Here is a 23,533-nt window from a genome sequence, read left to right on the forward strand (position 1 = left end):
CTTGGTGTGATTAGTGCTTACGTTGACGCGGTCCTGAGTGACGACGATTATGTTCGCGACCACTTTGCAACCGACGTTTTTGCGGTATATGTGGGCGCGTTAAATCGTTCAACAAGGCATCCGGGTTGTATTTCGTCACTGGAATTTCATGTTGGATATATTTTTCGATCGCCGGTAAGTTGTAGACATACTCTTCGCAAGCAAAGCTAATCGCTTTACCGGAAGCGCCCGCCCGACCGGTTCGACCGATGCGATGTACATAGTCTTCACAGTCGTCCGGCAAATCGAAATTGAAAACGTGACTCACAGCGGGAATATGTAAACCTCGGGCCGCGACATCGGTGGCGACGAGAATGTCGATTTTACCTTGGGTGAAGTCTTCCAAAATACGCAAGCGTTTGCGTTGCGGTACGTCACCGGTAAGCAAGCCGACACGATGTTTGTCAGCTAATAACCAATGGTAAATTAAACTACAGCCATGCTTCGTATTACTAAACACAATTGCTTTGTCTGGCCAGTCTTCTTCCATGAGTGTCAGCAATAACTTAATTTTATCTTGTTTGGATGGATAAAAAAGTTCTTCTTCAATCCGTGCACCGGTCATTTGCTCGGGTTCGATTTCGACACTGGCAGGGTCGTTCATCTGCTCGTATGCCAATTCGCGAACGCGGAATGACAGGGTGGCTGAGAATAGCAAGTTCAAACGCTCTTCCGCTGGCGGCATTTTGCGCAACATATAGCGAACGTCATCAATGAAGCCTAAATCGTACATGCGATCCGCTTCGTCAAGCACCACGACGTCAATGTTATCGAGCTGATAGGCGCCTTGCTTGTAATAGTCGATTAAACGACCGCAAGTACCAATCAGGACGTCCACGCCCTCTTGTAATTCGGCGCGCTGCGAGTCATAGCCTTCACCGCCATAGACAACAGACATTTTCAGTCCACAGCTTGCGGCGATGGCTTCTGCGTCGTTGGCGATCTGCACCGCGAGCTCGCGGGTTGGAGCCATAACGAGCGCACGAGGCTGCGTTTCATCCGGTTTTCGCTTCGGCTGTGTCATTAAATGGTTGAATAATGCGACGAGAAAAGCGATAGTTTTCCCGGTGCCGGTCTGTGCTTGACCAGCCACGTCTTTGCCCTGCAATGCAATCGGCAAGCTCATGGCTTGGATTGGTGTACAGTACTCGTAGCCGATTTGATTTAATGCATCCAGCACTTTAGGATGCAGACCCAACGCGGCAAATTGGGTTTCTGTTAGATGTTTTTTACTCATAGGTTGTGAGTTTAACAGTTTAGACTTGTAATAAAAAACAGAATATAATGAGCCGCGTTAAAAATATATAGAAACGCATGCAACCGATTGGAGATGCAACATGAGTGACAAGATTGTTCAGCTAAGCGACGATAGCTTTGAAGCGGACGTACTATCGGCTGACCAGCCTGTATTGGTTGACTTCTGGGCTGAATGGTGTGGTCCGTGCAAGATGATCGCGCCGATCCTGGACGAAGTCGCAGAAGAATTTGCCGGTAAATTGAAAATTGGCAAATTAAATGTCGACCATAACAACCAAACACCTCCGAAGTACGGTATTCGCGGTATTCCTACGCTGTTACTGTTCAAAAACGGTGAAGTGGTTGGCACCAAGGTAGGTGCTTTGTCAAAAACACAACTAGCAGAGTTCTTAAACGAACACGTCTAAGTTTGTGATTTGACCTTGGTAAGTGTGCTGCAAACTCAAACGGCCCTTACCCGTTCGAATTGTTAGGAATGCCTCTGCGCTCAACTTGTGCGACATTGCGTAAAAATGCGGTGCAGAGGCGTTTAAAAACTGGACGATTTTTATTTTTAGTGTTACTTTTAATTCCGCAGCACTTCTGAAGCCTCTCTTGCAATCTTTTCGTGTTCAGTTTTAGTCAGCAGTTTTCTTGCAATGACAGGTGCAAAATCCCATGCGCTGCGCTCAGCGAACCATTCTCTCGCTGAACAGAAATCCGAAATTTTACTTTGAACGTTTTCGTAGATTGAGTCTGAGGCCGAAACGACGAAGTCAGGATAAAGAGCTAACTCAAATCATCTTTCAACATATGCGACGCTGGGTTTCAGCGATCGTGCAGGTAAAACCACAAAAAACCTACCCATTATGAATCTAACCGAACTAAAAAATAAACCCGTAAATGAATTAGTAAACTTGGCCGCTGAAATGGGCCTCGAGAACATGGCGCGTCTGCGTAAGCAAGACATTATCTTCGCAATTTTGAAAGCACACTCAAAAAGCGGTGAAGATATTTTTGGTGACGGCGCACTCGAGATTCTTCAGGATGGATTTGGTTTCCTGCGTTCTGCAGATTCGTCTTACCTCGCTGGGCCGGATGACATTTATGTCTCGCCAAGCCAAATTCGTCGTTTCAACTTACGCACAGGTGACACGGTCGCCGGTAAAATTCGACCGCCGAAGGATGGCGAGCGTTATTTTGCGTTGTTGAAGATTCGCGAAGTTAACTTCGATAAACCAGAAAACTCACGCAACAAAATTTTATTTGAGAACTTAACCCCGTTACATGCCAACGAACGTTTGCGCATGGAGCGTGGTAATGGTTCAACCGAAGACATCACCGCCCGTATTTTGGATTTAGCTGCGCCAATCGGTAAAGGTCAACGTGGCTTGATTGTCGCGCCGCCGAAAGCCGGTAAAACGTTATTGCTGCAGAACATCGCTCAGTCTATTGCCGCAAATCACCCAGAGTGTGAGCTGATGGTGCTGCTCATTGACGAACGTCCTGAAGAAGTCACCGAAATGCATCGCCTCGTCAAAGGTGAAGTTGTGGCGTCAACGTTTGACGAGCCAGCAAGCCGTCACGTACAAGTGGCGGAAATGGTCATTGAGAAAGCCAAACGCTTGGTTGAGCACAAGAAAGACGTGGTCATTCTGCTCGACTCGATTACCCGTTTAGCGCGTGCCTACAACACCGTGATTCCAAGCTCAGGTAAAGTGTTAACCGGTGGTGTTGATGCCAACGCCCTGCACAAGCCGAAGCGCTTTTTCGGCGCAGCGCGGAATGTTGAAGAGGGTGGTTCATTGACCATCATCGCGACTGCGTTGATTGACACTGGGTCGAAAATGGATGAAGTAATTTACGAAGAATTTAAGGGTACCGGTAACATGGAACTCCACTTAAACCGTAAGATTGCTGAAAAACGCGTTTTCCCAGCCATCGACTACAACCGTTCAGGTACGCGTCGTGAAGAGTTACTGACGACGCCAGACGAGCTGCAAAAGATGTGGATTCTGCGCAAAATCGTCCATCCAATGGGCGAAATCGAAGCCATGGAATTCATCATCGATAAATTGAGCATGACCAAAACCAATGACGAATTCTTCGACTCCATGAAACGTTCGAAGTAATTCTTTCTGCTCGATTAAAACCCAGTCATTGTGATCGCATGACTGGGTTTTTGCTTATATAAAGCGTGATTACGCCGTTCCGAAGCGGACATGTTCAACCCCGAGTAGTAAAGCTGATATACTTCAATCCACAACGACTAACTTGGCAGCCTTCATGAAATATCGTGATTTACGGGATTTTATTGCCCAACTCGAAGCGCGCGGTGAACTGAAGCGCATTTCGCAAGAAATCGACCCTTATTTAGAGATGACTGAAATTGCAGACCGGACCTTGAAAGCCGGTGGGCCAGCACTTTTATTTGAAAATCCCAAAGGTCACAACATCCCCGTGCTGGCGAATTTGTTTGGTACACCGGAACGGGTCGCGATGGGGATGGGGCAAACGGATGTTGCGGCATTGCGTGAGGTCGGCAAGCTCTTGGCTTATTTGAAAGAGCCTGAGCCACCGGCTGGTTTTAAAGATGCCATGAGTAAGCTGCCCCTATTGAAGAAAGTGCTGTCGATGGCGCCAAAAGTCCTCAAAAAAGCGCCGTGCCAAGAGGTTGTGCTCAGTGGTGATGACGTTGACTTAACGCAAATTCCAATTCAGCATTGCTGGCCTGACGATGTTGCGCCACTGGTGACTTGGGGACTAACCGTCACTAAGGGGCCCCTAAAGAAACGCCAGAATCTCGGTATTTATCGTCAGCAGTTGATCGCCAAGAACAAGCTCATTATGCGCTGGTTAAGTCACCGTGGTGGCGCTCTCGATTTTCGTGAGTTCTGTCAGCAGAATCCGGGACAACGTTTCCCCGTAGCGGTTGCCTTAGGCGCAGACCCGGCGACCATTTTGGGTGCGGTGACACCGGTACCGGATACCTTGTCTGAATATGCATTCGCTGGCTTATTACGGGATAGCAAAACCGAAGTGGTGAAGTGTCTTAGCAATGATTTGCAAGTTCCGGCAAGTGCCGAGTTTGTCCTCGAAGGTTACATTGAGCCCGGTGAAATGGCGGCGGAAGGTCCGTATGGTGACCATACCGGCTACTACAATGAAGTGGATAATTTTCCAGTCTTTACGGTTACCCATATCACCCATCGCCGAGACCCGATTTATCACAGCACTTATACCGGACGGCCACCGGATGAGCCGGCGATTCTCGGTGTGGCATTAAATGAAGTATTTGTTCCGATTCTGCAAAAGCAGTTTCCAGAAATCGTCGATTTCTACTTACCGCCAGAAGGCTGTTCTTATCGCATGGCGGTGGTGACCATGAAGAAATCCTACCCGGGTCATGCCAAACGGGTCATGCTTGGCGTATGGTCGTTTTTACGTCAATTCATGTATACCAAGTTTGTGATTGTCTGTGATGACGATGTCAATGCGCGCGATTGGAAAGATGTGATTTGGGCGATTACGACGCGGATGGATCCGGCGCGCGATACCGTCATGATCGAGAATACACCAATTGATTATCTTGATTTTGCGTCACCGGTGTCTGGCTTAGGTTCGAAAATGGGCTTAGATGCAACCAATAAATGGCCGGGCGAAACTGACCGGGAGTGGGGCACTCCGATTGTGATGGACGATAACGTGAAGCAACGTGTCGATGAACTGTGGGACGAACTTGGCATTATGGATTCTTAATTAATGAAGCAATTAGTAGCGAACGTTAGGCGCTGTGAGCCATTGAATGGATTTGTCTATTTAGTGGAATTGGAGCTGCCAGAGCCGGTGGAGTTTATCGCTGGACAATATTTAACTGTCGTCATGGGCGAGCGTGACGAACGACCTTTTTCAATTGCTTCGACACCAGCCGAAAAGCGTTACCTCCAACTGCATATTGGTGCTGCGCCAGACAATCCGTATGCTTGGGAAGTGATTGAAAAAATTCGTCACGATGGAGTGCTAACGATTAAAGTACCCGCGGGTGATGCGGGTTACGCTCCAACCAGTGAACGTCCCTTAATGCTTATCGCGGGGGGCACCGGTTTTTCCTATACTTGGTCGATACTACAACAGCATTTAGCCAGTTCAAGTGAACGAAATGTAGAGCTCTATTGGGGTGGCAAGCAACCTCAAGATCTTTATTTTCATGACCGGCTGCGCGCACTAGCCGCCAGTGACAAGCGCTTTACTTATAGCCCGGTCGTTGAGTCCTCGGCGCAAGCAGGTTGGGGCGGCTTTACTGGCTTAGTGATCCCTACGGTACTTGCAGAAACCGCTAATTTAGCTAATTATGATATTTATATTGCTGGGCGTTTTGAAATGGTGCGTGTTGCGCGTGATGCGTTTACGGCAGCCGGTTTGCCCCGCGACCAATTGTTTGGCGATGCGCTCGCATTTATTTGACGTCTACACGACAGTTGCGGCTGTTAAGGTAACCGATGGTCGATTTTTGGCAACGAAAGCTAGCACTGAAAACGTTCATCATGGCATTAGCGATAATGCTCGTCACAGCGTGTGGTAAACGCGATCGCGACACCACCAATCTTGTCGGGAATTCATGGTTAGGTTATCAACCATTCTATTTACAGCACCATCTACACCGTGAACAACAACCGTCAGACATTAGCGTAACCATGCTAATGTCTGACGTTAGTGTTATTCGCATGCTCACCAATGAAGCCGCTGGGGCGGCTATGCTGAGCCTCGATAACGCCATCGCCTTGCAAAGTCTGACGGCATTAGATCTCTGTGTTGCCTTGGTGATGTCGCATTCTGTTGGTGCCGATGCAATTTTGCTGCACCCGAATTTCGTTAGCTATCTTGACTCCGAGGAACCAATTCGCGTGGGCATGGAAGACAGTGCTCTGTCTCGCTATATGCTTTCACGCTGGCTCGAACATACGCAAATTGACCCACGCCGGATTGAGCGTCGTATCGTCTTACCTAACACGCACCTCGATGAGTTTGCACGGGGCAACTTCGATGTGGTGGTCGCCTACGCACCTTTTGCCCAGCGTCTCGAACAATTGGGCGCAACCGCTATTTTCACTAGCCTCGATATCCCCAATGAAATTGTCGATATCGTCGTCGTTCGTCAGCAGGTGTGGCAGCGCGAACGCGATAAGTTACTGGCTCTGGTTACTCGCAGTTGGGATCAAGCACTTGCGGCGCTGCAAACACAAGAACTGCAGACCATGAAATACCTTGAGATTTTGACCGAACTTGATGGGCAACAGCTGCAAACTGTGATGGGCTTAGTGCAGTTCTACACCGCCGATGAAAGTCGCGTCGCTTTGGTCTCAGACTATCCCCAATGGTTTGCCACGGTTGCGGAAAACTTAGTCAAAGCTGGAGTGCAACAAGTTACGCGCGACCTACCTGTTTGTGATGGTGTGTTATGAGAAGACTACCGCTGTGGCAACGGCTTAGTGTGCAAATCACGGTACCGATTCTGTTGCTCATTACGCTGTCATTTATGAGCATGACGTACTTTTTATCGCGTGATCAACAAGCCGATGCCTATGCGCGCGCTGAAATCGAATTGCGCTCGATGTTAGTGGTCGCCCAAGGCTCACTGAATCGAATTATGTCGCTTGACCGCCCCGACTCCGTTGCTGAAATACTTAGCGAGATGTACGTCCATCCGCGGATTCGTAATGCTGCAATTATCGACTCAGATTTTCAACTGATGCACTATTATGTTGTCAATCAAATACGTCCTGAGTTGCAAAAGTTTGTTGGCGAGTTATCTCACGAAGCTTTAGGTAGAGCTTTTCAGACAGGAATGACCATTATTGAGTATCACCCGGAGCATAAACACTTTCTGGCACTGGTGCCAATATTACCCGGGGCCGTTCTTGATGCGGGGCTTACCCGCAATGTGTTGGTGCTCGAGTATGCGTATGACCATGAAGCAATTGGCTTACATACCTTTGATGTTCGCGATAACCTGCTGATCTTCGGCCTTCTCGTCGGTCTCGGTTTCTTACTGTGGTTAGGCTTGTATCTTGGTGTAAACCGACCGATTCGGGCGATGGTGCAAGCCTCCTCTCAGCTCGCGCAGCGCCAACCGATCAGTATAACATTAAGTAAGCGTTATTATAACGAGCTCGGTGTACTCTCGCGGGCGCTGCAAAAGGCTGCAAAAGCTAGGGATCGCTATGAGCGAGACTTGCAGCGGCTTTCCAGTGCAGTAGAGCAAAGCAGCGACAGTATATTGATTACCGACCTAGACGGCAAAATCGAGTATGTGAACCAAGCGTTTTTAGAAAGCACGGGCTATTCTCGGGTCGAACTGATTGGCGAGAACCCAAATGTATTGGCGTCTGGACGCACGCCAGCGGCCACCTATGAAAGTTTATGGCAGACATTGCGAGCAGGAGAAACCTGGCGTGGGGAATTGTTTAATCAAACACGTGACGGAACTGAATTACGCGAATGGGTGACGATTTCTCCCTTGCGCAATGAGCACGGTGAAATCAATTATTATCTAGCGACGAAGCAGAATATCACCGAGAAACGCGCTTCCGAGGAACGGATTCATTTTCTTGCTTATTTTGACCAATTAACGGGGCTCGCCAATCGAGCATTAATAAAAGACCTGCTCGATCAGTTTATTGCGGAAGGTTCGAAAAGCCATCAGGGCGCAATTCTTCTGTTTGATTTAGACGGTATGCAACGTCTCAATGATGTGCGTGGTTTTGAGTTTGGTGATCAAGCGTTACTGACCGTCAGTGAGCGTCTTAAACGCGGGATTGACGGCTTTCATGGGGCGCAGCTTGGCAACCTCGGCGGTGATTTATTTGTCGTGTTGCTGCCACCGAAATTTCCTTGCCAGGAGGTAAATCGTATTGCCGGCGACCTCGCTGAACGCTTGTTGGCCAGTATCGCGGAGCCGATGTCCATTAATGACGAGCCAGTGACACTGACCGCCAGCGCCGGATTAATTTATTACCCACATGCGCAAACGAATGCAGAGGAACTGTTGCGGTACACAGAGACGGCCGTGTTTAAATCGAAACAGGCGGGTGGTAATCGCTGCACAGCCTATAGCGCAGATCTCAGCGCAGAAATTGAAACTCATTTTAACATTGACCGAGATCTGCGTGCAGCAATCGGTACCGAGCAACTGCAACTTTACGTTCAGCCAAAACATTTAGTGACCGGCGAAATGGTTGGTGTGGAAGTTCTGTGTCGGTGGCAGCATCCAGAGCGCGGCTTTATTCCGCCAGATGTCTTTATCGCGGTTGCCGAAAAGTCTTCGTTAATCGTTAAACTCGGAGATTGGATTCAAGCGGAATCACTGCGCTTACTGGCAAACTTGCCAGCGCCCCTGAATTTAGCCTTAAACATTAGTCCTCGGCAGTTCCGTCAGGAAGAATTTTCGACGCGATTGCAACAAGATCTTGAGTTGTCGGGTGCCGATCCGAAACGATTAACCATTGAGGTGACTGAAAACCTGCTCTTGGATGATGTCCATGCGGTGAGTGCAAAAATGCGCGAATTAAGTCGCCGTGGTATTGAGTTCTCCATTGATGATTTCGGTACCGGCTACTCGTCACTGAGTTACTTGAGTGACTTACCTCTGCAAGAGCTAAAAATTGATCGCCATTTTGTTATGGGCATTGGCAATCCGCGCCAAGAAAAAATTGTCGACATGGTTATTTCAATGAGCGAGCACATGAATCTTCGCGTTGTCGCAGAAGGTGTCGAAACGAAAGAGCAGGTTGACTACCTGCTCGCCGAGTCTCCGCAAATCATTTGCCAAGGCTACTATTTCTCGAAGCCGTTGCCGGTTCAAAATTTATCAGATTATATACACCATACTATGTCTTGATTAGTGAGGCTTACCTTCGAGTTTCTTTAGCTGCTTGGAACGTCGGTAACGCCATAGCTTGACCTTGAGCGACAACGTGTCTACCACGACTCCAGACATGCTCGACTTTTAAAGTCTTGCTCTCCATTAAGACAATATCGGCATCATAGTTTGGTACAAGTCGACCTTTGCGTTTCAAGCCCAAGTATCGAGCTGCATTTGTACTAACAGCGTGCGCCGCAACTGGAAGACTGATGTTGTAGTCGAGTACGGCGCTGACGAAAGCAGAGTATAGGCTACTCACTCTCCCGACTTGCAGTCCAACTAAGTTTCCGTGTTTATCAAAATCAGGCAGGCTTGCGTTCCCGTCAGAACTGAACGAGATTTGTTTAAAGTCTAATCCGTCCTCTAAGGCAGTGGCCAATGCGTGAGCAGCAGTGAGTTCTCCTTGAGAGACCAGTTCTGGAGTGGTACTGGCGGTAACATCGAGTACCACCCCATTCTTTGCGAGATCGTAACCATTGCGAAGTAGCTCAACTGAGCGGTTCATGTGCGTTGGATAGAACTGCGTTACCGGAACTGGATAGTTTTGAATAACCTGCCGAATCAAATCTAGTTTTTCACGGCCCTCACCAACATGCAGGAAAACGATGCCTCGCTTTCCTGCAAGCATACCTCCAACTCGAGCGTCGGAAGCAAGGCGAGCAAGTTCGTGCATACTCGGGTGAGATCCACGATGATCGGCAATAGCGACCTCACCGACACCGATGAATTTATCAATCAATAAAATGTCTTCGCGCACGGAACTAAGTACGGTTTTTACCGGAAATTCATAAGAGCCTGTGTAGCAATAGACAGAGACTCCTTCATGATCCAACGCATGCGCTTTTGCCAGAAGATCCGGCAAGCTGCGTGTTGTTGCGTCGGTTCCAAGACCGGCAACTAGTGTTGTAACACCATATAAAATTGCTTCCGTGAGTTCCATCTCCGGTGTTCGTGTGTGAAATCCACCTTCACCGCCACCACCAGTAATATGGGCCAACGGGTCTACGAATCCCGGTAACGCAATCATTCCGTTTGCGTCAATTAATGTTACGTTAACTCCTATCGAAGAGAGCGAAATAGCTGATCCGATAGCAGCGATGCGTCCATCGCAGATGAGAATATCTTGGTAGCCTACATCTTCCGGCGCAAATACGTGCGCGTTCTTAATTAAAGTGAGCATGGGTTTAATATCCTATGAGAACGGCGATAATGACAAAGGCAGTTGCCATGCCTGCGAGGAGCAATTGAAACTTCCATATAGCTTTCAACCAACTCGCCCAATCGAGCTTGACTGCACCAAGACAGCCGATTAATGCTGCGGATGTAGGAACAATGATATTAGTAAGACCATCACCAAGCTGAAATGCAAGTACTGCGGTTTGACGACTAATTCCAACTAAGTCTGCCAAAGGTGCCATGATCGGCATCGTTAATGCCGCTTGCCCCGAGCCCGAAGTCATAAAGAAGTTAAACGTGCCTTGAAAAAATAACATACTGACTGCTGCAAATGGTTCAGTAAGTTGTCCTAATCCATTTCCAGCAAAGTGTAATATGGTATTTAGAGTAGATGGCTCTGTTGGTTCATTGCCGCCAAGGACAAGTATAATTCCTTTCGCGAAGCCGACAATTAGTGCCGCTGGTAATAGGTCTTGAGCTCCTCGAACAAAAGCTTGGGACATAGTATTAGCAGAGAATCTGCGGCCGACAACAGCAACGATGCCAATAATTATGCCGATCACGAAGAACTGACTAGCGAGTTCTGGAATGTAGTAACCGCGAGCGACCACTCCCCAAATTACCCAAACGAGGCCCAAGCTAAACAGACTTAGAATGACAATATCGAGTCGAGTAAACGAGATTTCGGGGGCCATTTTATCCGTGTCCGCCGCTGAGAGGTGAGGCGTTGGCGAACGATGTCTAGCTGCATAGCACAACGTAAAACCAATACCAATGCTCGTGAGAAAAAACCATAGAAGCATACGATAGCCTGCACCAGACAGAAGCGGAACGTCAGCTATTCCCTGCGCAATTGCGACGCTGAATGGATTCATCCAAGAAGTGGCGAATCCAATTTGAGTCGCGACATATGTAACCAGAACGACTGTGACTTTATCGTATCCAAGCTTGGTCATGACGGGTAGTAATACCAGGCAGAATGCAATTGCTTCCTCGCCCATCCCAAAGATCGCTCCTCCAAGTGAAAACACAGTAAAGATCAGAATTAAAAAAATTTGTTGGTAACTTTGAGTGCGTTGAATCAGAGTTAATATACCCCGTTCAACACTTGACGTTTGAACTATAATTCCGAAAGCTCCCCCGACAATTAAAATGAAAGCCATCACACCAATAGCGCTGCCCCATTTTGTTCCCGACACAAGGCCTTCAAAAGGAATATTCGCGACACCAATTTCACCACCTTCTGCAAACCATGGTAAGGATGGCTGCCGTTCGGCCGATTGGTATGAATCCGGTATAAGAACCTCGCGAGATTGCACACCTTGAGATGTTTCTTGCTCTATGATCGCAGTACTAAAGTTACCAGCAGGAATGGTCCAATTTAGAACCACTGCTAACATAGCGACAAAAAACAAGATAACGAAAGTGTCAGGCACGCGCGAATGATTGGCCTGCTGAGTCATTACAACTTACCTCGATGTCGTATGGCGGACTATGAATCTGCGAGGACCACGGGAGTGGTCCCCGCGATACATTTAAAAACGATATGTCGCGCTTAAGCGATAGTAACGACCCATCGTATCATGATTGAAGTGATCGACATTGGCGCTTGTTCCATAAGCAAACGGAGCTTGACGATCGAATAAGTTCTCAACGTTAAATCTCAATGTTAGGTTTTCACTCAGATCATAGCCTAAGGTTGCATTGACTTTCGTCCAGCTGGGGACTTTTCGGTCGGCACTAATTCCAAGTCGCTCTAAGTCAGCTACCCGGAATGCTTCGATATCGTCGTCATATCCACTTGTATATTGGATGCGAATGTTACCGAACCAATCATCGCGACTCCAACGCAGAGTATTAGTCAACACCGTACGCGGATAGCGAAAACTGCCTGCTAACTGTTCAACATCTGCGTTCTGTGAGAGTTGGCGATCGAACTTTAACAGAACGGTTAAATCGACTAACCATGTAAAACGTGCCACACCGTCAATATCGAAATAATGGGTGTAAGTTGCATCAATACCGCGCGTTTTCTGTGTACCAAGGTTCTCGAGTTGCAAGTGAACATCTCCAGCGAGTCGGCTCGTTACGATGCCAACGCCGTTTGCATCACATTCTTCGAAGCCAATACCTTGACTTACTGTCGCTGGTAATTCACCGCAGAAGCGTAGACTAGGATCACTAAGGCTTCGTCTTAACAAAAATTCACCATCGACACCAACAATATTTTTGTGATCAAACTGCCAGTAATCCATAGTAAGCGTAATGTCGCGATTCACACTCCAAGCGAAACCCGCGCTGAAAGACTCAGAATCTTCCGCTTCTAAATTTTCGTTACCGAACACTTTGGTTAGAATATTGGTTTCAATCTGTGTTTCGCCGCAATAGTTTCCTCGAAACTCATCTTTACACTCTAGGTTAAATGAGCTGAGTGTGATTTCAGCTCCAACTTGACTCAATGACGGAGCGCGAAATGATTGAGCCCAAGATGCGCGAGTAATGAAGTCGTCGGTTACTTGATAGCGTAGGCCAATTTTAGGATTAAATTCACCGCCAAAGTCGTCATAGTAATCGTAACGGCCAGCGATTTGAGCATCTAATTTTTCGGAAATCGGTACGAATAATTCAGCGAATGCAGCCCATTGACTCCGACTCGCTCGCGCTCCAGTAGAGCCGAACCCAATTACTCCCGGAGTGTAATTGTTTTCGAAGGTACCTCGCGCTAATGGATCTGGTGTGTCGGTCACCTCCTCGCGACGAGCTTCAATACCCACCGCAGCGGCTAGCGTGCCGTGAGAAAGCTCATATAGATCACCCGAGGTTCTAAAATCGATACTGTATAACTTTGAGAGCCCGTTTCGTGGTAACTGCTCTTGCAGAAGATCTAAGACTTCAGAAGAATTTTCTGCTTGGCCACCAAATGGGTTGTACCATAGTCCGCCACTGCTTGGACTACAGGAAATGCTGCCGTCAGCGCATAGTTCACCAAATAGAGCTGCTTCAAAACGACTTCGATTATAGATGCCGGCTTCAGCGCGCTGCTCAGATCGCGATTCAGAGTATGTTCCGGCGGCTTCCCAGAACCAGCTACCCCAATTCCCCTCTAAACCGGAAACCAATCGTAAACTTTCGGTTTCGTTACTGATCGTGCGGCCGACAGGAAAACGGCCCCATCCGCGAATTTCTCCGAGCGGAGCTTCACCAATAGAATCCCAAAGATCGAGGAAGCGGTCGCGAAGCTCAGCCGGCATATTTGGATGGTCAAAGGCTACGTCATAACCGCTCCACGGCGCGGCCGTCGAGTTACTTGTGGCTTTGGTTTGGGTATACATGAATTCGTTAAACCAAGTCACTGAATCAAATTGATGCGTCAACATGAAGCCGGTGCCGATAGACTCTAGCGCAGTATAGGTGGGCATCACTGCATTTTGGTTATATTCGCAGTACTCACCAAAACTACCAACGTTAGCTAGCTCAGCAGGGCAGGTTGCTTCAACATAATCGTCATCATCAAAAAAACGAGTATTCCAACTCGGATAGATTCCTTGCTGACTTGGAAAAAAGCTATTGGCTGTGCGACTACGATCGCGGTCAAAAAGTGGCTTTCGATCGTAATAGTCGAAAAATACAGTTACATTGGTGTCATTAAAGTTTCGGCCCGCAATTATGTTTACATTTGCTTTCCCGTCGTCAGAACTTGCTTCTGAATTGCCGTAACTAACCGAAACTTCTGCACCTTCAAAATCACGTCGCAGAATGTAATTGATTACGCCTGCGATGGCATCGGCGCCATAGGTTGCAGAGGCTCCGGTGGCAAGAATGTCAATTCGTTCAATTGCAGATAATGGGATGGAATTGATATCGACGAAGTTCTCAAAATTATTGGCAAATGAGCTTCCGCTCACGCGCCGGCCGTTAACTAGTGTAAGTGTTGAGGATGCTCCGAGACCGCGCAATGATGCTGCGGCTTGACCGACGGGCGAGTCCCCTTGCAATGCACCGCTGGCAAAGGTTGAAAAGCTTCCTTCACCGCCGCGAGTTTGGCCGACTTCACGAAGTAATTCGCTTACAGTTGTCGCCGATGAGTTTCTGATATCGTCTTCACCAATTGATATCAATGGCTGAGCGCCTTCAAGATCGACGCCTCGTATTTGAGAACCGGTTACGAGAATCCTTTCGACACGTTCACTAGGTGGAGTTACTTCCTCTGCTTCACTTTCGTCATTCGCCCACGCTGAGTTCATCGCTAATACGAGAGCTGAAACTGTGAATCCAAGAGTTGGTTTTAATATTGTGTGGTTTTTCATATCAAACCTCTGGCAATTCTGATGAATCGCTGCTTCGGGTTAAAAAACCTGAGGGTGCCAGCGATGTCATGATTAAGAATGCGTGTCATCGATGGATTACAGCGCGAAGTACACGAGGACGCATCCAGGACAACAAGAAACTAATTGCTAAAACTAAACAACGATAGAATTGCGGATGTTCGAGCATTGGGCACGAGCAGGCCGCGGTAAAAAAGGTGTTTACCAGCGGTTCTTCCTATTCGTTCCACCACTCGGAGAGGTAGTAACTCCGATAATGATAGCTAGATAATTTTGCTGCCTTCTTCAACATGGTGTTGATAAATTCTCGCTATCTCAAAGTTTAACAAGCTCACGTCATCTTGTTTGGACAAGTAGACTGAAATGAGCGTTGACTTATTTAAAGATTTAGCATTAGTTTTAAAAAGAGTCAACATAAGTAGATTTTTTGTTATCACAACAAGCGATTGTGTCGTTAATATTCGGAGTAAGCAGTGAGCAGAGTTATTATTCGTTTTTGGATTGCCGTTGTCACTTTAGGGCTATTGTGTTGGGAAATGTTCCCAGCTCACGCCAAATCAGAAGGTGAGATTCCAGAGCAGTGGAATTTGATGCTTGTTGGTGGCTCCATGAATACGTGTTCAAGCATGTCATTGCGTCGCTGTAAAGAGACCGATTGGGTTGACCCTGCGACGATGAGAACGGAGATGAATGTTGATTTAAGTGGTGACCGCTTAGCAGGTTTGCTTGCTAGTCCACTTTGGCAACGCGATCCTGAAACTGAACAGGAAATCGCTCAAACGCTCACGCGTATATCCCGGCATTTCGGCGAAGAGATAGTGAGTTTGTCGGGTTTTAGGCGCTTTTTCGCTGAACTTTATCCGAGTCTTTGGCGCGCGCTGACTACTGAACAGTGGCAGGCTATTCGTGACTATTTACAAGCTGCAGAAAGAGCATCGGTTAGCGAACTCAGTCAACTTGAGTTAAGTGTCGAACGACACGGGGCAGAACTTTTTCATACATTTGCCCAACGTGCGACAGAAATTGCGCAAGCCGAAGGAGAAGCCCCTCTTGTATTAGTTGTCACTGCCTCTGGAAGAGATAGCTTCGATGCGGTTGATTTCTATATTAGTAGTTTTTCTCAAACAGGTGTCAATGTTGAATGGTTGCCGATTGACGCTGCATTTGCGCAGGCGGTGTTTAGTAGTCAATGTGAAAACCTTGCGGGTTTGAGAGCTCAATACCAGCATGCATATGATCGTGAGCGTGTGTTTCCTTGGCTTGCCGAGTTTCAGTCTGAGTTTTGTTCGCAGCCTGAGAAACTCATAACTCTCATTGATCGTGCCCACGGGATATTTATCAACGGGGGCGACCAAAGCTTAACGCGTCAGTCTTTTATTTTATCTAATGGTTCTGAGTCTGCTTGGCTAAAACGTATTCGGGAACGTTTGCAGGAAGGTAAGATGATCGTTGGGGGCACGAGTGCAGGAACGGCGGTGATGACTGAAGCTGCAATGATTTCAAACGGAAGTAGCAGGGCAGCTCTAAAATATGGCGCTTTTGCCATAGCGAAACCTCCAGCAGCTGATTGCGAAGAGCTGAACCAGTGCAAAAAAGCTCCGGTAGCAGATGCATTGGCGTATCACCCAGAAGGTGGGATAGGTTTTTATGAATTTGGGCTCCTCGACACTCATTTCTCAGAGCGAGGTCGTCAGGCCCGCTTGCTTCAGCTTCTAGTTGATAGCAAGGCCAACTTAGCTGCAGGAATAGACGAAACTACTGCATTACTTGTAAACAGTCGAACAGGCGATTTTTGGGTTCAGGGTGCGAATGGCGTTTATCTGTTAGCGCAGGGAGAAAGAACTAAAGGTAGTCTAACTGGCCGATTTGCATATCTTCGAGATGGCACTCGCGGAAGGCTGAGTCTCAATGGTAATTTAGTTACTGAGTTACACTTTTCAGAGGAACAGAAGCATAAAACTGTCGAATCGGAGTTATCAAATTTTTTGCGAGATCGCTCAATAACCGCTGCATTGCAGAAGTGTTCAGAGCAAATTCTTTACTATGATGAAAATGAAGATGTGCAAGTGATTCTTGCGAGTGATCAATTTACAAATATTGCTCATGCGGATAGCCGCTGTGAAATAGTTTGGGGAATTATTCATTATCAATCGATTGGGCGTTGAATGCATTCGCCTTGGAAGCCCAAACTTGCAAAGCAATCGCAATTCGTTATACTGCGGCCGCTGCAGTGAAATACTGACAGCAAATTACCAAAGGGGTGCCTCGCTTTAATCCAAAGTGCGGCTGAGATACGTGTGTGAACCCTTTGCACCTGATCCGGTTAATACTGGCGTAGGGATTGGTAATGAACATCTGTAATCGCTTTGCTCACTCGACCCTGATTACACACCCACCAATTTACGCAGAACCGGATCTCATTCTTTATTTTGTATTAGGAAGAAGAGATCCAGCATGAAACTAAATCCAATAACCATTGCTTTGTTGACCGCTATTGCTATGCCCGCTGTGGCAGAAGAGGCAAGTGAAAAGTCAATTGAGCGCATCACTGTGCAGGGAGAATTCCGCAGTCGCGGCATTGAAGACGTGGCAGCGAGTGTTTCTGTATTGAGCGGTGACGATCTTCGCCAACGTCAAGCGGAACACCTTGAGGCGGCTTTGCTCATGGCCCCAAATGTGAACTTAGCTGCGGGTGCGTCGCGTGCCAGCTTTGTCCAGATTCGCGGCATCGGTGAACGCAGTCAATTTGTCGATCCAATCAATCCGTCGGTCGGCCTCCTACTCGACGGTATCAACTATAGTGGCCTAGGCTCCGCTGGTATTCTTTTTGATATCGGCCAAGTTGAAGTATTCCGTGGACCGCAAAGCACGCGGTTTGGCGCTGACGCCATGGCTGGCATGATTTACATGAGCAGTACAGCGCTCGATGCTGATCCAAACGGTGTCCTTGAAGCCATGGTAGCCAACTACAATAGTCGCAGCCTTGGCCTCGCTTACGGTAGCGCCGTGAATCAGGATTTGGTTTGGCGTGGCTCGTTATTTGGCTATCAAAGTGACGGCTTCATTGAAAACATTCACTTGCAACGCAAAGACACCCAAAACCAAGACGAAATCACGCTGCGCTTGAATGCTCATTGGCAACTCAATGACCAATGGTCTGCAGACTTCACCTACCACCACTTTAATCTGGATAACGGCTATGACGCGTGGAGTCTCGACCGCAATCGCCAAACCTTGTCAGACACGCCGGGCAAAGACACCCTCGACAGTCATGCCGGCCGCGTTGCCCTTCGTTACTTGAGCGATCAGGGTTACGAATTACAGCTCATGACCAGTTACTTAACCGCTGACTCAGAGTATAGTTTTGATGAAGATTGGGCCTTCGAAGGTATTCGTCCCGGCTGGGAATACAACTCCTGGGATGCTTATTATCGTGAGCGTGATCAACTTGAATTAGAAGCGCGCATACTCTCAGCACAGCCACTCATGGCTGGTCGCATAGCAACCGATTGGCTCTTGGGTGTGTACCGCCAAGAGCGGACACAAGATCTGGATCGCGATTATACCTATTTAAGTGCGCCGTTTAGCAGCCAATATGACACCGAGCGTACGGCTGTGTATGGTGAGTTACAGCAACAATTGAACGAACGCCTGCGCTTAACCTATGGCGTCCGTTGGGAGCGCTACGATAATGACTACCGCGACAGTCGCGGTATTACGTCTGCCCCACAGGATGATGCTTGGGGCGGTCGCGTCAGCTTAGAGTATCAACTGGCACCGATGCGAACTGTCTATACCTCACTGACACGTGGCTTTAAAGGTGGTGGTGTAAACGGCGAAGCTTTAGGTCGGGTGGAAGATCGCAATCTTGAAGATCATCGTGAGTTTTTGCAGTCACGCGCGACGTTCGACTCGGAGTATTTGACCAACTTCGAAGTTGGCTACAAAGCATTTTTGCCGGAACAAAGTGTGTCGCTGCAACTGAATGCTTTTTACAGCTGGCGCGATGACATGCAAGTGAATGCCTATGTCGAGCGCAACGCGGTCTTCGTCACTTATATGGATAATGCCTCGGACGGCACTAACTATGGTATCGAAGCTCAACTTGACTGGGTAGCAAACGATGCTTTGCGTCTATTCGTCAACCTCGGTTGGTTAGAAACTGAGTTTAATGACTTAGTGTTACGCGATGGTACCAATTTGCGCGGTCGTGCGCAGGCGCATGCGCCAAATTGGCAACTGCATCTGGGTGGTGAGTACTCACTTCCGCAGAACTGGTTGTTACGTTTGGAGCTTGATGGTCGTGATAAATTCTATTATTCCAACAGTCATGATCAACAGTCATCTTCGTATGGGCTTGTTCATGCGCGTCTAAGCAAAACGCATAACCAGTGGGAATTCAGTCTTTGGGCACGTAATTTATTCGACAAAGACTATACGACCCGCGGTTTCTATTTCGGCAATGATCCACGTAAAGATTACGTTGCCGAAAATTACATTCAATTCGGTGAACCGCGTCGCTTCGGCGTTACCGCGCGTTATCGTTTCTAACTAAGCAGTAGGGGCAGGGTGTAAGAGTGAGAGCTTGCACTCTGCCCCCTTTCAAGAGGACCGTACGATGCAGTTATCCGCAGAAATTAGTTTGTATCCATTAGCCGTCGAATACCGGGAAATTATTGGCGAATTTGTCGAACGTCTGGCGCAATACGACGAGCTGACCGTCAATACGAATACCATGAGCACTCAGATTTTTGGCGACTACCGGACATTGATGGCGATTCTAACCGACGAACTTGAACGGGTTTATCAACAGGTGCCGTCACAAGTGTTGGTCTGTAAGTTTATTAATCGAGATTTAAATCCGAATGGATAAGTTACTCAGCCTTCTGGCGTTGTCGTCGACGGCGGAGCTTATTGCCGTCGGCATGGCGGTTGCCTATGTTCTACTGGCGATTCGCCAAAGTCTGTGGTGCTGGCCAGCAGCGGTGATCAGTGCCAGTATTTATACCGTGCTATTTTTTCAAGGCCGGCTCTATATGGAAACCTTGCTACAGGTTTTTTATGTGGTCATGGCGGTCTATGGGTATTGGTCTTGGCGTTATAGTCCAGCGGCCAAACATGGGCAAACAGGCCAGCTACCGATTCGCAGTCAAACGTGGCAATGGCACCTGCAATGGGGGCTGGTTCTTCTTCCTTTAAGTCTAGCAATTGCGTGGTTGTTACAACGCTACACCGATGCGGATTTTGCCTATCTTGACTCGATCACAACGGTGTTTAGCTTCTTTGCGACGTTCTTGGTCGCGAGAAAACTCCTAGAAAACTGGCTTTATTGGATAGTAATTGATTTACTATACGTGGGCTTGTTTTGGTTCAAAGGCTTTCATGCGACCTCGATCTTATTTGCGGTTTATACCGTGATGGCGACTATAGGTTATTTTAAATGGCGCCAAGCACTGAAAGACGAGCACGAGAACAAAACCGACATGCGCATGGAAACGGTTGCAGAATAGGGAGATTATCCTCAGACTATAACGCTATGTAGCAGTAAATGACGGGATCTCAAGACGATGGCATTTCCAACAAGTTGTTTAGCACACTTACCGGTTCATGGTGTTTGGAAAACCCACGCCATTGGCCATGATCTCGCCAACTCGACATGGCGCATTGAGAATGGCGAACATCAATATATTGTCAAACAATACTCCCATGACACGGAATTTGGACGCCAAAGTGGCGAAGCGATTCAGCTTGATCAGTTACTTGCCGAGCAAGGCTCAGCTCCACAAGTGATATATGCTGACCAAGACGCTGGCGTCGTGGTGCAAGAATTTCTCAATGGCGATTCCGTGGCTAACATTTTCGATCCCATTCAACGCGCCGAACAACTTGCCGAAGCGCAGCTGCATGTCCATCAATTACAGGTTGATGCGCGACCTTGGTCGTTGAGTGAGCGGGTGCAGGCCTATTGCAACGCGCTTGAAGACCTACTGCCAGGCCGTGGCCGTGACGCGCGGAGTGACTGCGAAAGCTATGCGGACTTGTTTGCAGCTTGGGAGCATGGTCCGAAAGTTTTTTGCCATCACGACCTTAATGCGGAACATGTTTTTTTCCGTCCAGAATTAAAGATCATTGATTGGGAGTATGCCGGTTATGGGCACCCAGCCTTTGATGTGGCGTCAACGATGGTCATTAACGATCTCTATGATGATGAAATAGACGCTTTTTTAGAGGTTTACAACCAAACAGCGGAGTACATGCTTGATCGCGAAGAACTTCGTGACTGGGTTCGTCTCGTGGCGCTGATTAATCGTATCTGGTTTCAATTACAAGAAGCACTGACAGCGACTGAATCGGTGTAAAGGACTTCGTTAAGGCAGCGACCACCTAAACCCAAAATCACAGGACGAAGGATTGGAGGCGTGAAAGGAGAAGGTATGGCGAGCAGTAAGGACCAACAGAGTCCGCTTACCGAGCGCGTATATGGTTATTTAGCTGAGGATGAAGACGCGCGCGTGTGCAAGGATATTCCTGCTGAGGCGTGCAGTGAGCAGCCGACAGCATTTATGCTGCACCTATGGAGTCTCACTCTGACAAAGCTTGGTGACTCGCTCGTCAGTGCCCGTCTTGTGCTGCCATGGATGTTGTCCGTAGCCGGTGCGCCCGCGTTTTTTATCAGCATGCTCGTCCCTTTACGTGAATCGCTCTCCTTATTACCACAGTTGTTTGTCGCCCAGCGCATGCGTGAACGACCCGTGCGGAAATGGTTTTGGGTTGTTGGTAGCGTTGGACAAGCGCTGGCGCTGCTGCTGATTGTCGCTGGACTGGTGCTGCTGAGTCGCGAGACGTTGTCACCACTGGCTTTTGGTTGGTGGACGATTGCTTGGCTGGTGGTTTTCAGTATTTCTCGCGGTATCTGCTCGGTGGCCAGTAAAGATGTTTTGGGTAAAACGATTTCAAAAACTCGGCGCGGTCGCTTGACCGGATTAGCGGCAACGACGGCTGGTTTTATGACCCTTGCTACCGCAGCTTTGATCATGTTTGCACCCGAGGTTGATGGCAGTCTCAATCTATTTATCGCCTTATTTACTGGTGCCGCATTTTTATGGTTATTTGCTGCAGTCAGTTATGCCCGCATTCCGGAAACGCCAGGCGCGACCAGTGGTGGCGGCAATGCAATCACTGAGGCGATCAAGTCGTTACGGCTACTCTGGCAGGACAAGAATTTCGGCCAATTTGTGTTGACTCGTGCTTTGCTCGTTTCCTCTGCTTTTTCCATTCCTTATATTGTCGTCTTGATTCAACGTCAAACCGACGGTGCATTGACCGGCCTTGGCGGCCTGCTCCTGGCCAGTGGTTTGGCTGGCATGCTCGCGGGGCGATTTTGGGGGAAATGGTCGGACAGCGCCAGCCATCACGTCATGGCCGCCGCCGCTTTTATGGCGTCCGTGGTGATGGCGTTAACCTTGGTGGTTAATTGGACCAATGCTGAATGGCTTGGTTTAAGCGTGGTTGGCGGTGGCTTAATTTTCCTTGCCGCAGTTGCCCATCATGGTGCTCGAGTGGGTCGCAAAACCTACTTGGTTGACATGGCCACCCAAGAAAACCGTGCGCAGTATACGGCGGTGAGTAATACCGTCATTGGGGCTTTGTTGCTGCTGGGCATGTTGCTGGGGATTCTCGATGAATTGTTTGGCACCGCGATGGTCTTAGTGCTACTCATCGCGGTGGGCATTATTGCTGGCGTCCGTGCCTTAACCCTGCCGAACGTAACGGCCGATTAACCTTCGAGGCGACCGTCGCGAATGTGTTTTTCGCCACGTTGCTTGGCCAGCTGAATTTGCTTCTCGCGCTCAGCAAAGCGTTCTTTTTGGTCTGGCGTCGTTTTGTCGTAACAGTGCGGACAGCTCACGCCTTTTTGATACAACTCAGAAGCCATTTCTTCGGCCGTAATAGGCATCCGACAGGCGTAGCACTGATCGTAAGTGCCCGGTTCAAGTCCATGTTTGACCGTAACGCGTTGGTCGAAGACAAAGCATTCGCCGTCCCACATGCTTTCTTCCGCAGGCACTTCTTCAAGATACTTTAAAATCCCGCCTTGCAGGTGGTAAACCTCGTCGAAGCCAAGCTCTTTTAGGTACGCCGTCGATTTCTCGCAACGAATACCACCAGTGCAGAACATGGCGACTTTCTTGTGCTTACCTTTGTCGAGGTGCTGCTGCACGTACTCAGGAAATTCTCGGAATGTTTCTGTTTTCGGATTCACTGCCCCTTTAAAGGTGCCAACCGCGTACTCGTAGTCGTTGCGGGTGTCGATGAGCAAGACGTCTGGGTCATTGATCAGTTGATTCCACTCTTGCGGTTTCACATAGGTGCCGACCACGTTCTTCGGGTCGATCCAATCAATGCCCATGGTCACGATTTCTTTCTTCAACTTGACCTTGGTGCGGTAGAAGGCTTGCGCTTCACTGAGTGATTCTTTGTGCTCGAGATCGGCCAAGCGCGGGTCGCTACGCAACCATGCGAGGGTCGCGTCAATGCTTTCACGGGTACCACAAATGGTGCCGTTAATGCCTTCGCGGGCAAGCAGGAGGGTGCCTTTCACTTGGTGTTCGGCCATCACGTCAAATAAAGGCTGGCGTAATGCCTCATAATCATTGAGCTCAACAAACTTGTAGAGCGCAGCGCAGATGTATTGCATGGGTAGAAACCTTTCGTTAGCTGGCTGAACCGTAAATTCAGGGCCAGGTGTTTACCAAATGGTGTTTTGCGGGCGCGGATTATACAAAAAAACGGCAACATGTGCGAATGTTGCCGTTTTGGTATTGAGATTAAAGAC

General features: G+C 48.4%; 17 protein-coding genes and 1 riboswitch. Of the genes, 12 read left to right on the forward strand and 5 right to left on the reverse strand.

Going from position 1 to position 23,533, the window contains the following annotated elements:
- Nucleotides 1–10: 10 nt before the first annotated feature.
- The gene (gene rhlB / locus LAT77_RS03095; RefSeq protein WP_290563077.1) at nucleotides 11–1,276 is read right to left on the reverse strand and encodes an ATP-dependent RNA helicase RhlB; all 1,266 of its coding nucleotides are present in this window, start codon (nucleotides 1,274–1,276) and stop codon (nucleotides 11–13) included.
- Between the two features lie 100 nt (nucleotides 1,277–1,376).
- On the opposite strand from rhlB, the gene trxA reads away from it, so the two are divergent.
- From trxA to LAT77_RS03125, 6 genes are all read left to right on the forward strand, one after another.
- Nucleotides 1,377–1,703, forward strand: coding sequence for a thioredoxin TrxA (gene trxA, locus LAT77_RS03100; protein WP_290563078.1), 327 nt, complete (start codon nucleotides 1,377–1,379; stop codon nucleotides 1,701–1,703).
- 441 nt (nucleotides 1,704–2,144) lie between these two features.
- Nucleotides 2,145–3,407, forward strand: a complete 1,263-nt coding sequence (gene rho, locus LAT77_RS03105) for a transcription termination factor Rho (protein WP_290563079.1) — start codon at nucleotides 2,145–2,147, stop codon at nucleotides 3,405–3,407.
- A 154-nt stretch (nucleotides 3,408–3,561) separates the two neighbouring features.
- Nucleotides 3,562–5,034, forward strand: coding sequence for a 4-hydroxy-3-polyprenylbenzoate decarboxylase (ubiD, locus tag LAT77_RS03110; protein ID WP_290563080.1), 1,473 nt, complete (start codon nucleotides 3,562–3,564; stop codon nucleotides 5,032–5,034).
- A 3-nt stretch (nucleotides 5,035–5,037) separates the two neighbouring features.
- The gene (gene fre, locus LAT77_RS03115; protein ID WP_290563081.1) at nucleotides 5,038–5,739 is read left to right on the forward strand and encodes an NAD(P)H-flavin reductase; all 702 of its coding nucleotides are present in this window, start codon (nucleotides 5,038–5,040) and stop codon (nucleotides 5,737–5,739) included.
- A gap of 35 nt (nucleotides 5,740–5,774) precedes the next feature.
- A complete protein-coding gene (locus LAT77_RS03120; RefSeq protein WP_290563082.1) occupies nucleotides 5,775–6,737 on the forward strand; it encodes an ABC transporter substrate-binding protein in 963 nt (320 codons plus the stop codon).
- The gene (locus LAT77_RS03125) at nucleotides 6,734–9,172 is read left to right on the forward strand and encodes an EAL domain-containing protein (RefSeq protein ID WP_290563083.1); all 2,439 of its coding nucleotides are present in this window, start codon (nucleotides 6,734–6,736) and stop codon (nucleotides 9,170–9,172) included. The genes LAT77_RS03120 and LAT77_RS03125 overlap by 4 nt, the downstream gene beginning before the upstream one ends.
- Before the next feature lie 10 nt (nucleotides 9,173–9,182).
- On the opposite strand, the gene iadA is transcribed toward LAT77_RS03125, so the two are convergent.
- The 3 genes from iadA to LAT77_RS03140 form a co-directional block, all read right to left on the reverse strand.
- Nucleotides 9,183–10,376: a beta-aspartyl-peptidase gene (gene iadA, locus LAT77_RS03130; protein ID WP_290563084.1), complete on the reverse strand. Its 1,194-nt coding sequence runs from the start codon at nucleotides 10,374–10,376 to the stop codon at nucleotides 9,183–9,185.
- 4 nt (nucleotides 10,377–10,380) lie between these two features.
- Nucleotides 10,381–11,835, reverse strand: a complete 1,455-nt coding sequence (yfcC, locus tag LAT77_RS03135) for a putative basic amino acid antiporter YfcC (protein WP_290563085.1) — start codon at nucleotides 11,833–11,835, stop codon at nucleotides 10,381–10,383.
- A gap of 72 nt (nucleotides 11,836–11,907) precedes the next feature.
- Nucleotides 11,908–14,679 carry a TonB-dependent receptor gene (locus LAT77_RS03140; RefSeq protein ID WP_290563086.1) on the reverse strand — a complete coding sequence of 924 codons (2,772 nt, stop codon included), beginning with the start codon at nucleotides 14,677–14,679 and terminating at the stop codon, nucleotides 11,908–11,910.
- 491 nt (nucleotides 14,680–15,170) lie between these two features.
- On the opposite strand from LAT77_RS03140, the gene LAT77_RS03145 reads away from it, so the two are divergent.
- The 6 genes from LAT77_RS03145 to LAT77_RS03170 all read left to right on the forward strand — a co-directional run bounded on the left by LAT77_RS03145 (nucleotide 15,171) and on the right by LAT77_RS03170 (nucleotide 22,478).
- Nucleotides 15,171–16,862, forward strand: coding sequence for a cyanophycinase (locus LAT77_RS03145; RefSeq protein ID WP_290563087.1), 1,692 nt, complete (start codon nucleotides 15,171–15,173; stop codon nucleotides 16,860–16,862).
- An 81-nt stretch (nucleotides 16,863–16,943) separates the two neighbouring features.
- Nucleotides 16,944–17,055, forward strand: a riboswitch (TPP riboswitch).
- 96 nt (nucleotides 17,056–17,151) lie between these two features.
- Nucleotides 17,152–19,248 (forward strand): TonB-dependent receptor, encoded by a 2,097-nt coding sequence (locus tag LAT77_RS03150; RefSeq protein WP_290563088.1) that lies wholly within the window; start codon nucleotides 17,152–17,154, stop codon nucleotides 19,246–19,248.
- 67 nt (nucleotides 19,249–19,315) lie between these two features.
- Nucleotides 19,316–19,570, forward strand: a complete 255-nt coding sequence (locus LAT77_RS03155) for a hypothetical protein (protein WP_290563089.1) — start codon at nucleotides 19,316–19,318, stop codon at nucleotides 19,568–19,570.
- Nucleotides 19,563–20,207 (forward strand): nicotinamide riboside transporter PnuC, encoded by a 645-nt coding sequence (pnuC, locus tag LAT77_RS03160; RefSeq protein ID WP_290563090.1) that lies wholly within the window; start codon nucleotides 19,563–19,565, stop codon nucleotides 20,205–20,207. The genes LAT77_RS03155 and pnuC overlap by 8 nt, the downstream gene beginning before the upstream one ends.
- A 57-nt stretch (nucleotides 20,208–20,264) precedes the next feature.
- Nucleotides 20,265–21,056 carry a phosphotransferase gene (locus LAT77_RS03165; RefSeq protein WP_290563091.1) on the forward strand — a complete coding sequence of 264 codons (792 nt, stop codon included), beginning with the start codon at nucleotides 20,265–20,267 and terminating at the stop codon, nucleotides 21,054–21,056.
- A 75-nt stretch (nucleotides 21,057–21,131) separates the two neighbouring features.
- Nucleotides 21,132–22,478 carry an MFS transporter permease gene (locus tag LAT77_RS03170; protein WP_290563092.1) on the forward strand — a complete coding sequence of 449 codons (1,347 nt, stop codon included), beginning with the start codon at nucleotides 21,132–21,134 and terminating at the stop codon, nucleotides 22,476–22,478.
- Here LAT77_RS03170 and LAT77_RS03175 read toward each other — a convergent pair.
- The gene (locus LAT77_RS03175) at nucleotides 22,475–23,395 is read right to left on the reverse strand and encodes a rhodanese-related sulfurtransferase (protein WP_290563093.1); all 921 of its coding nucleotides are present in this window, start codon (nucleotides 23,393–23,395) and stop codon (nucleotides 22,475–22,477) included. The genes LAT77_RS03170 and LAT77_RS03175 overlap by 4 nt on opposite strands.
- Nucleotides 23,396–23,533 lie beyond the last annotated feature (138 nt).

The organism is Aliidiomarina sp., from assembly GCF_022565475.1.
Lineage (GTDB): Bacteria > Pseudomonadota > Gammaproteobacteria > Enterobacterales > Alteromonadaceae > Aliidiomarina.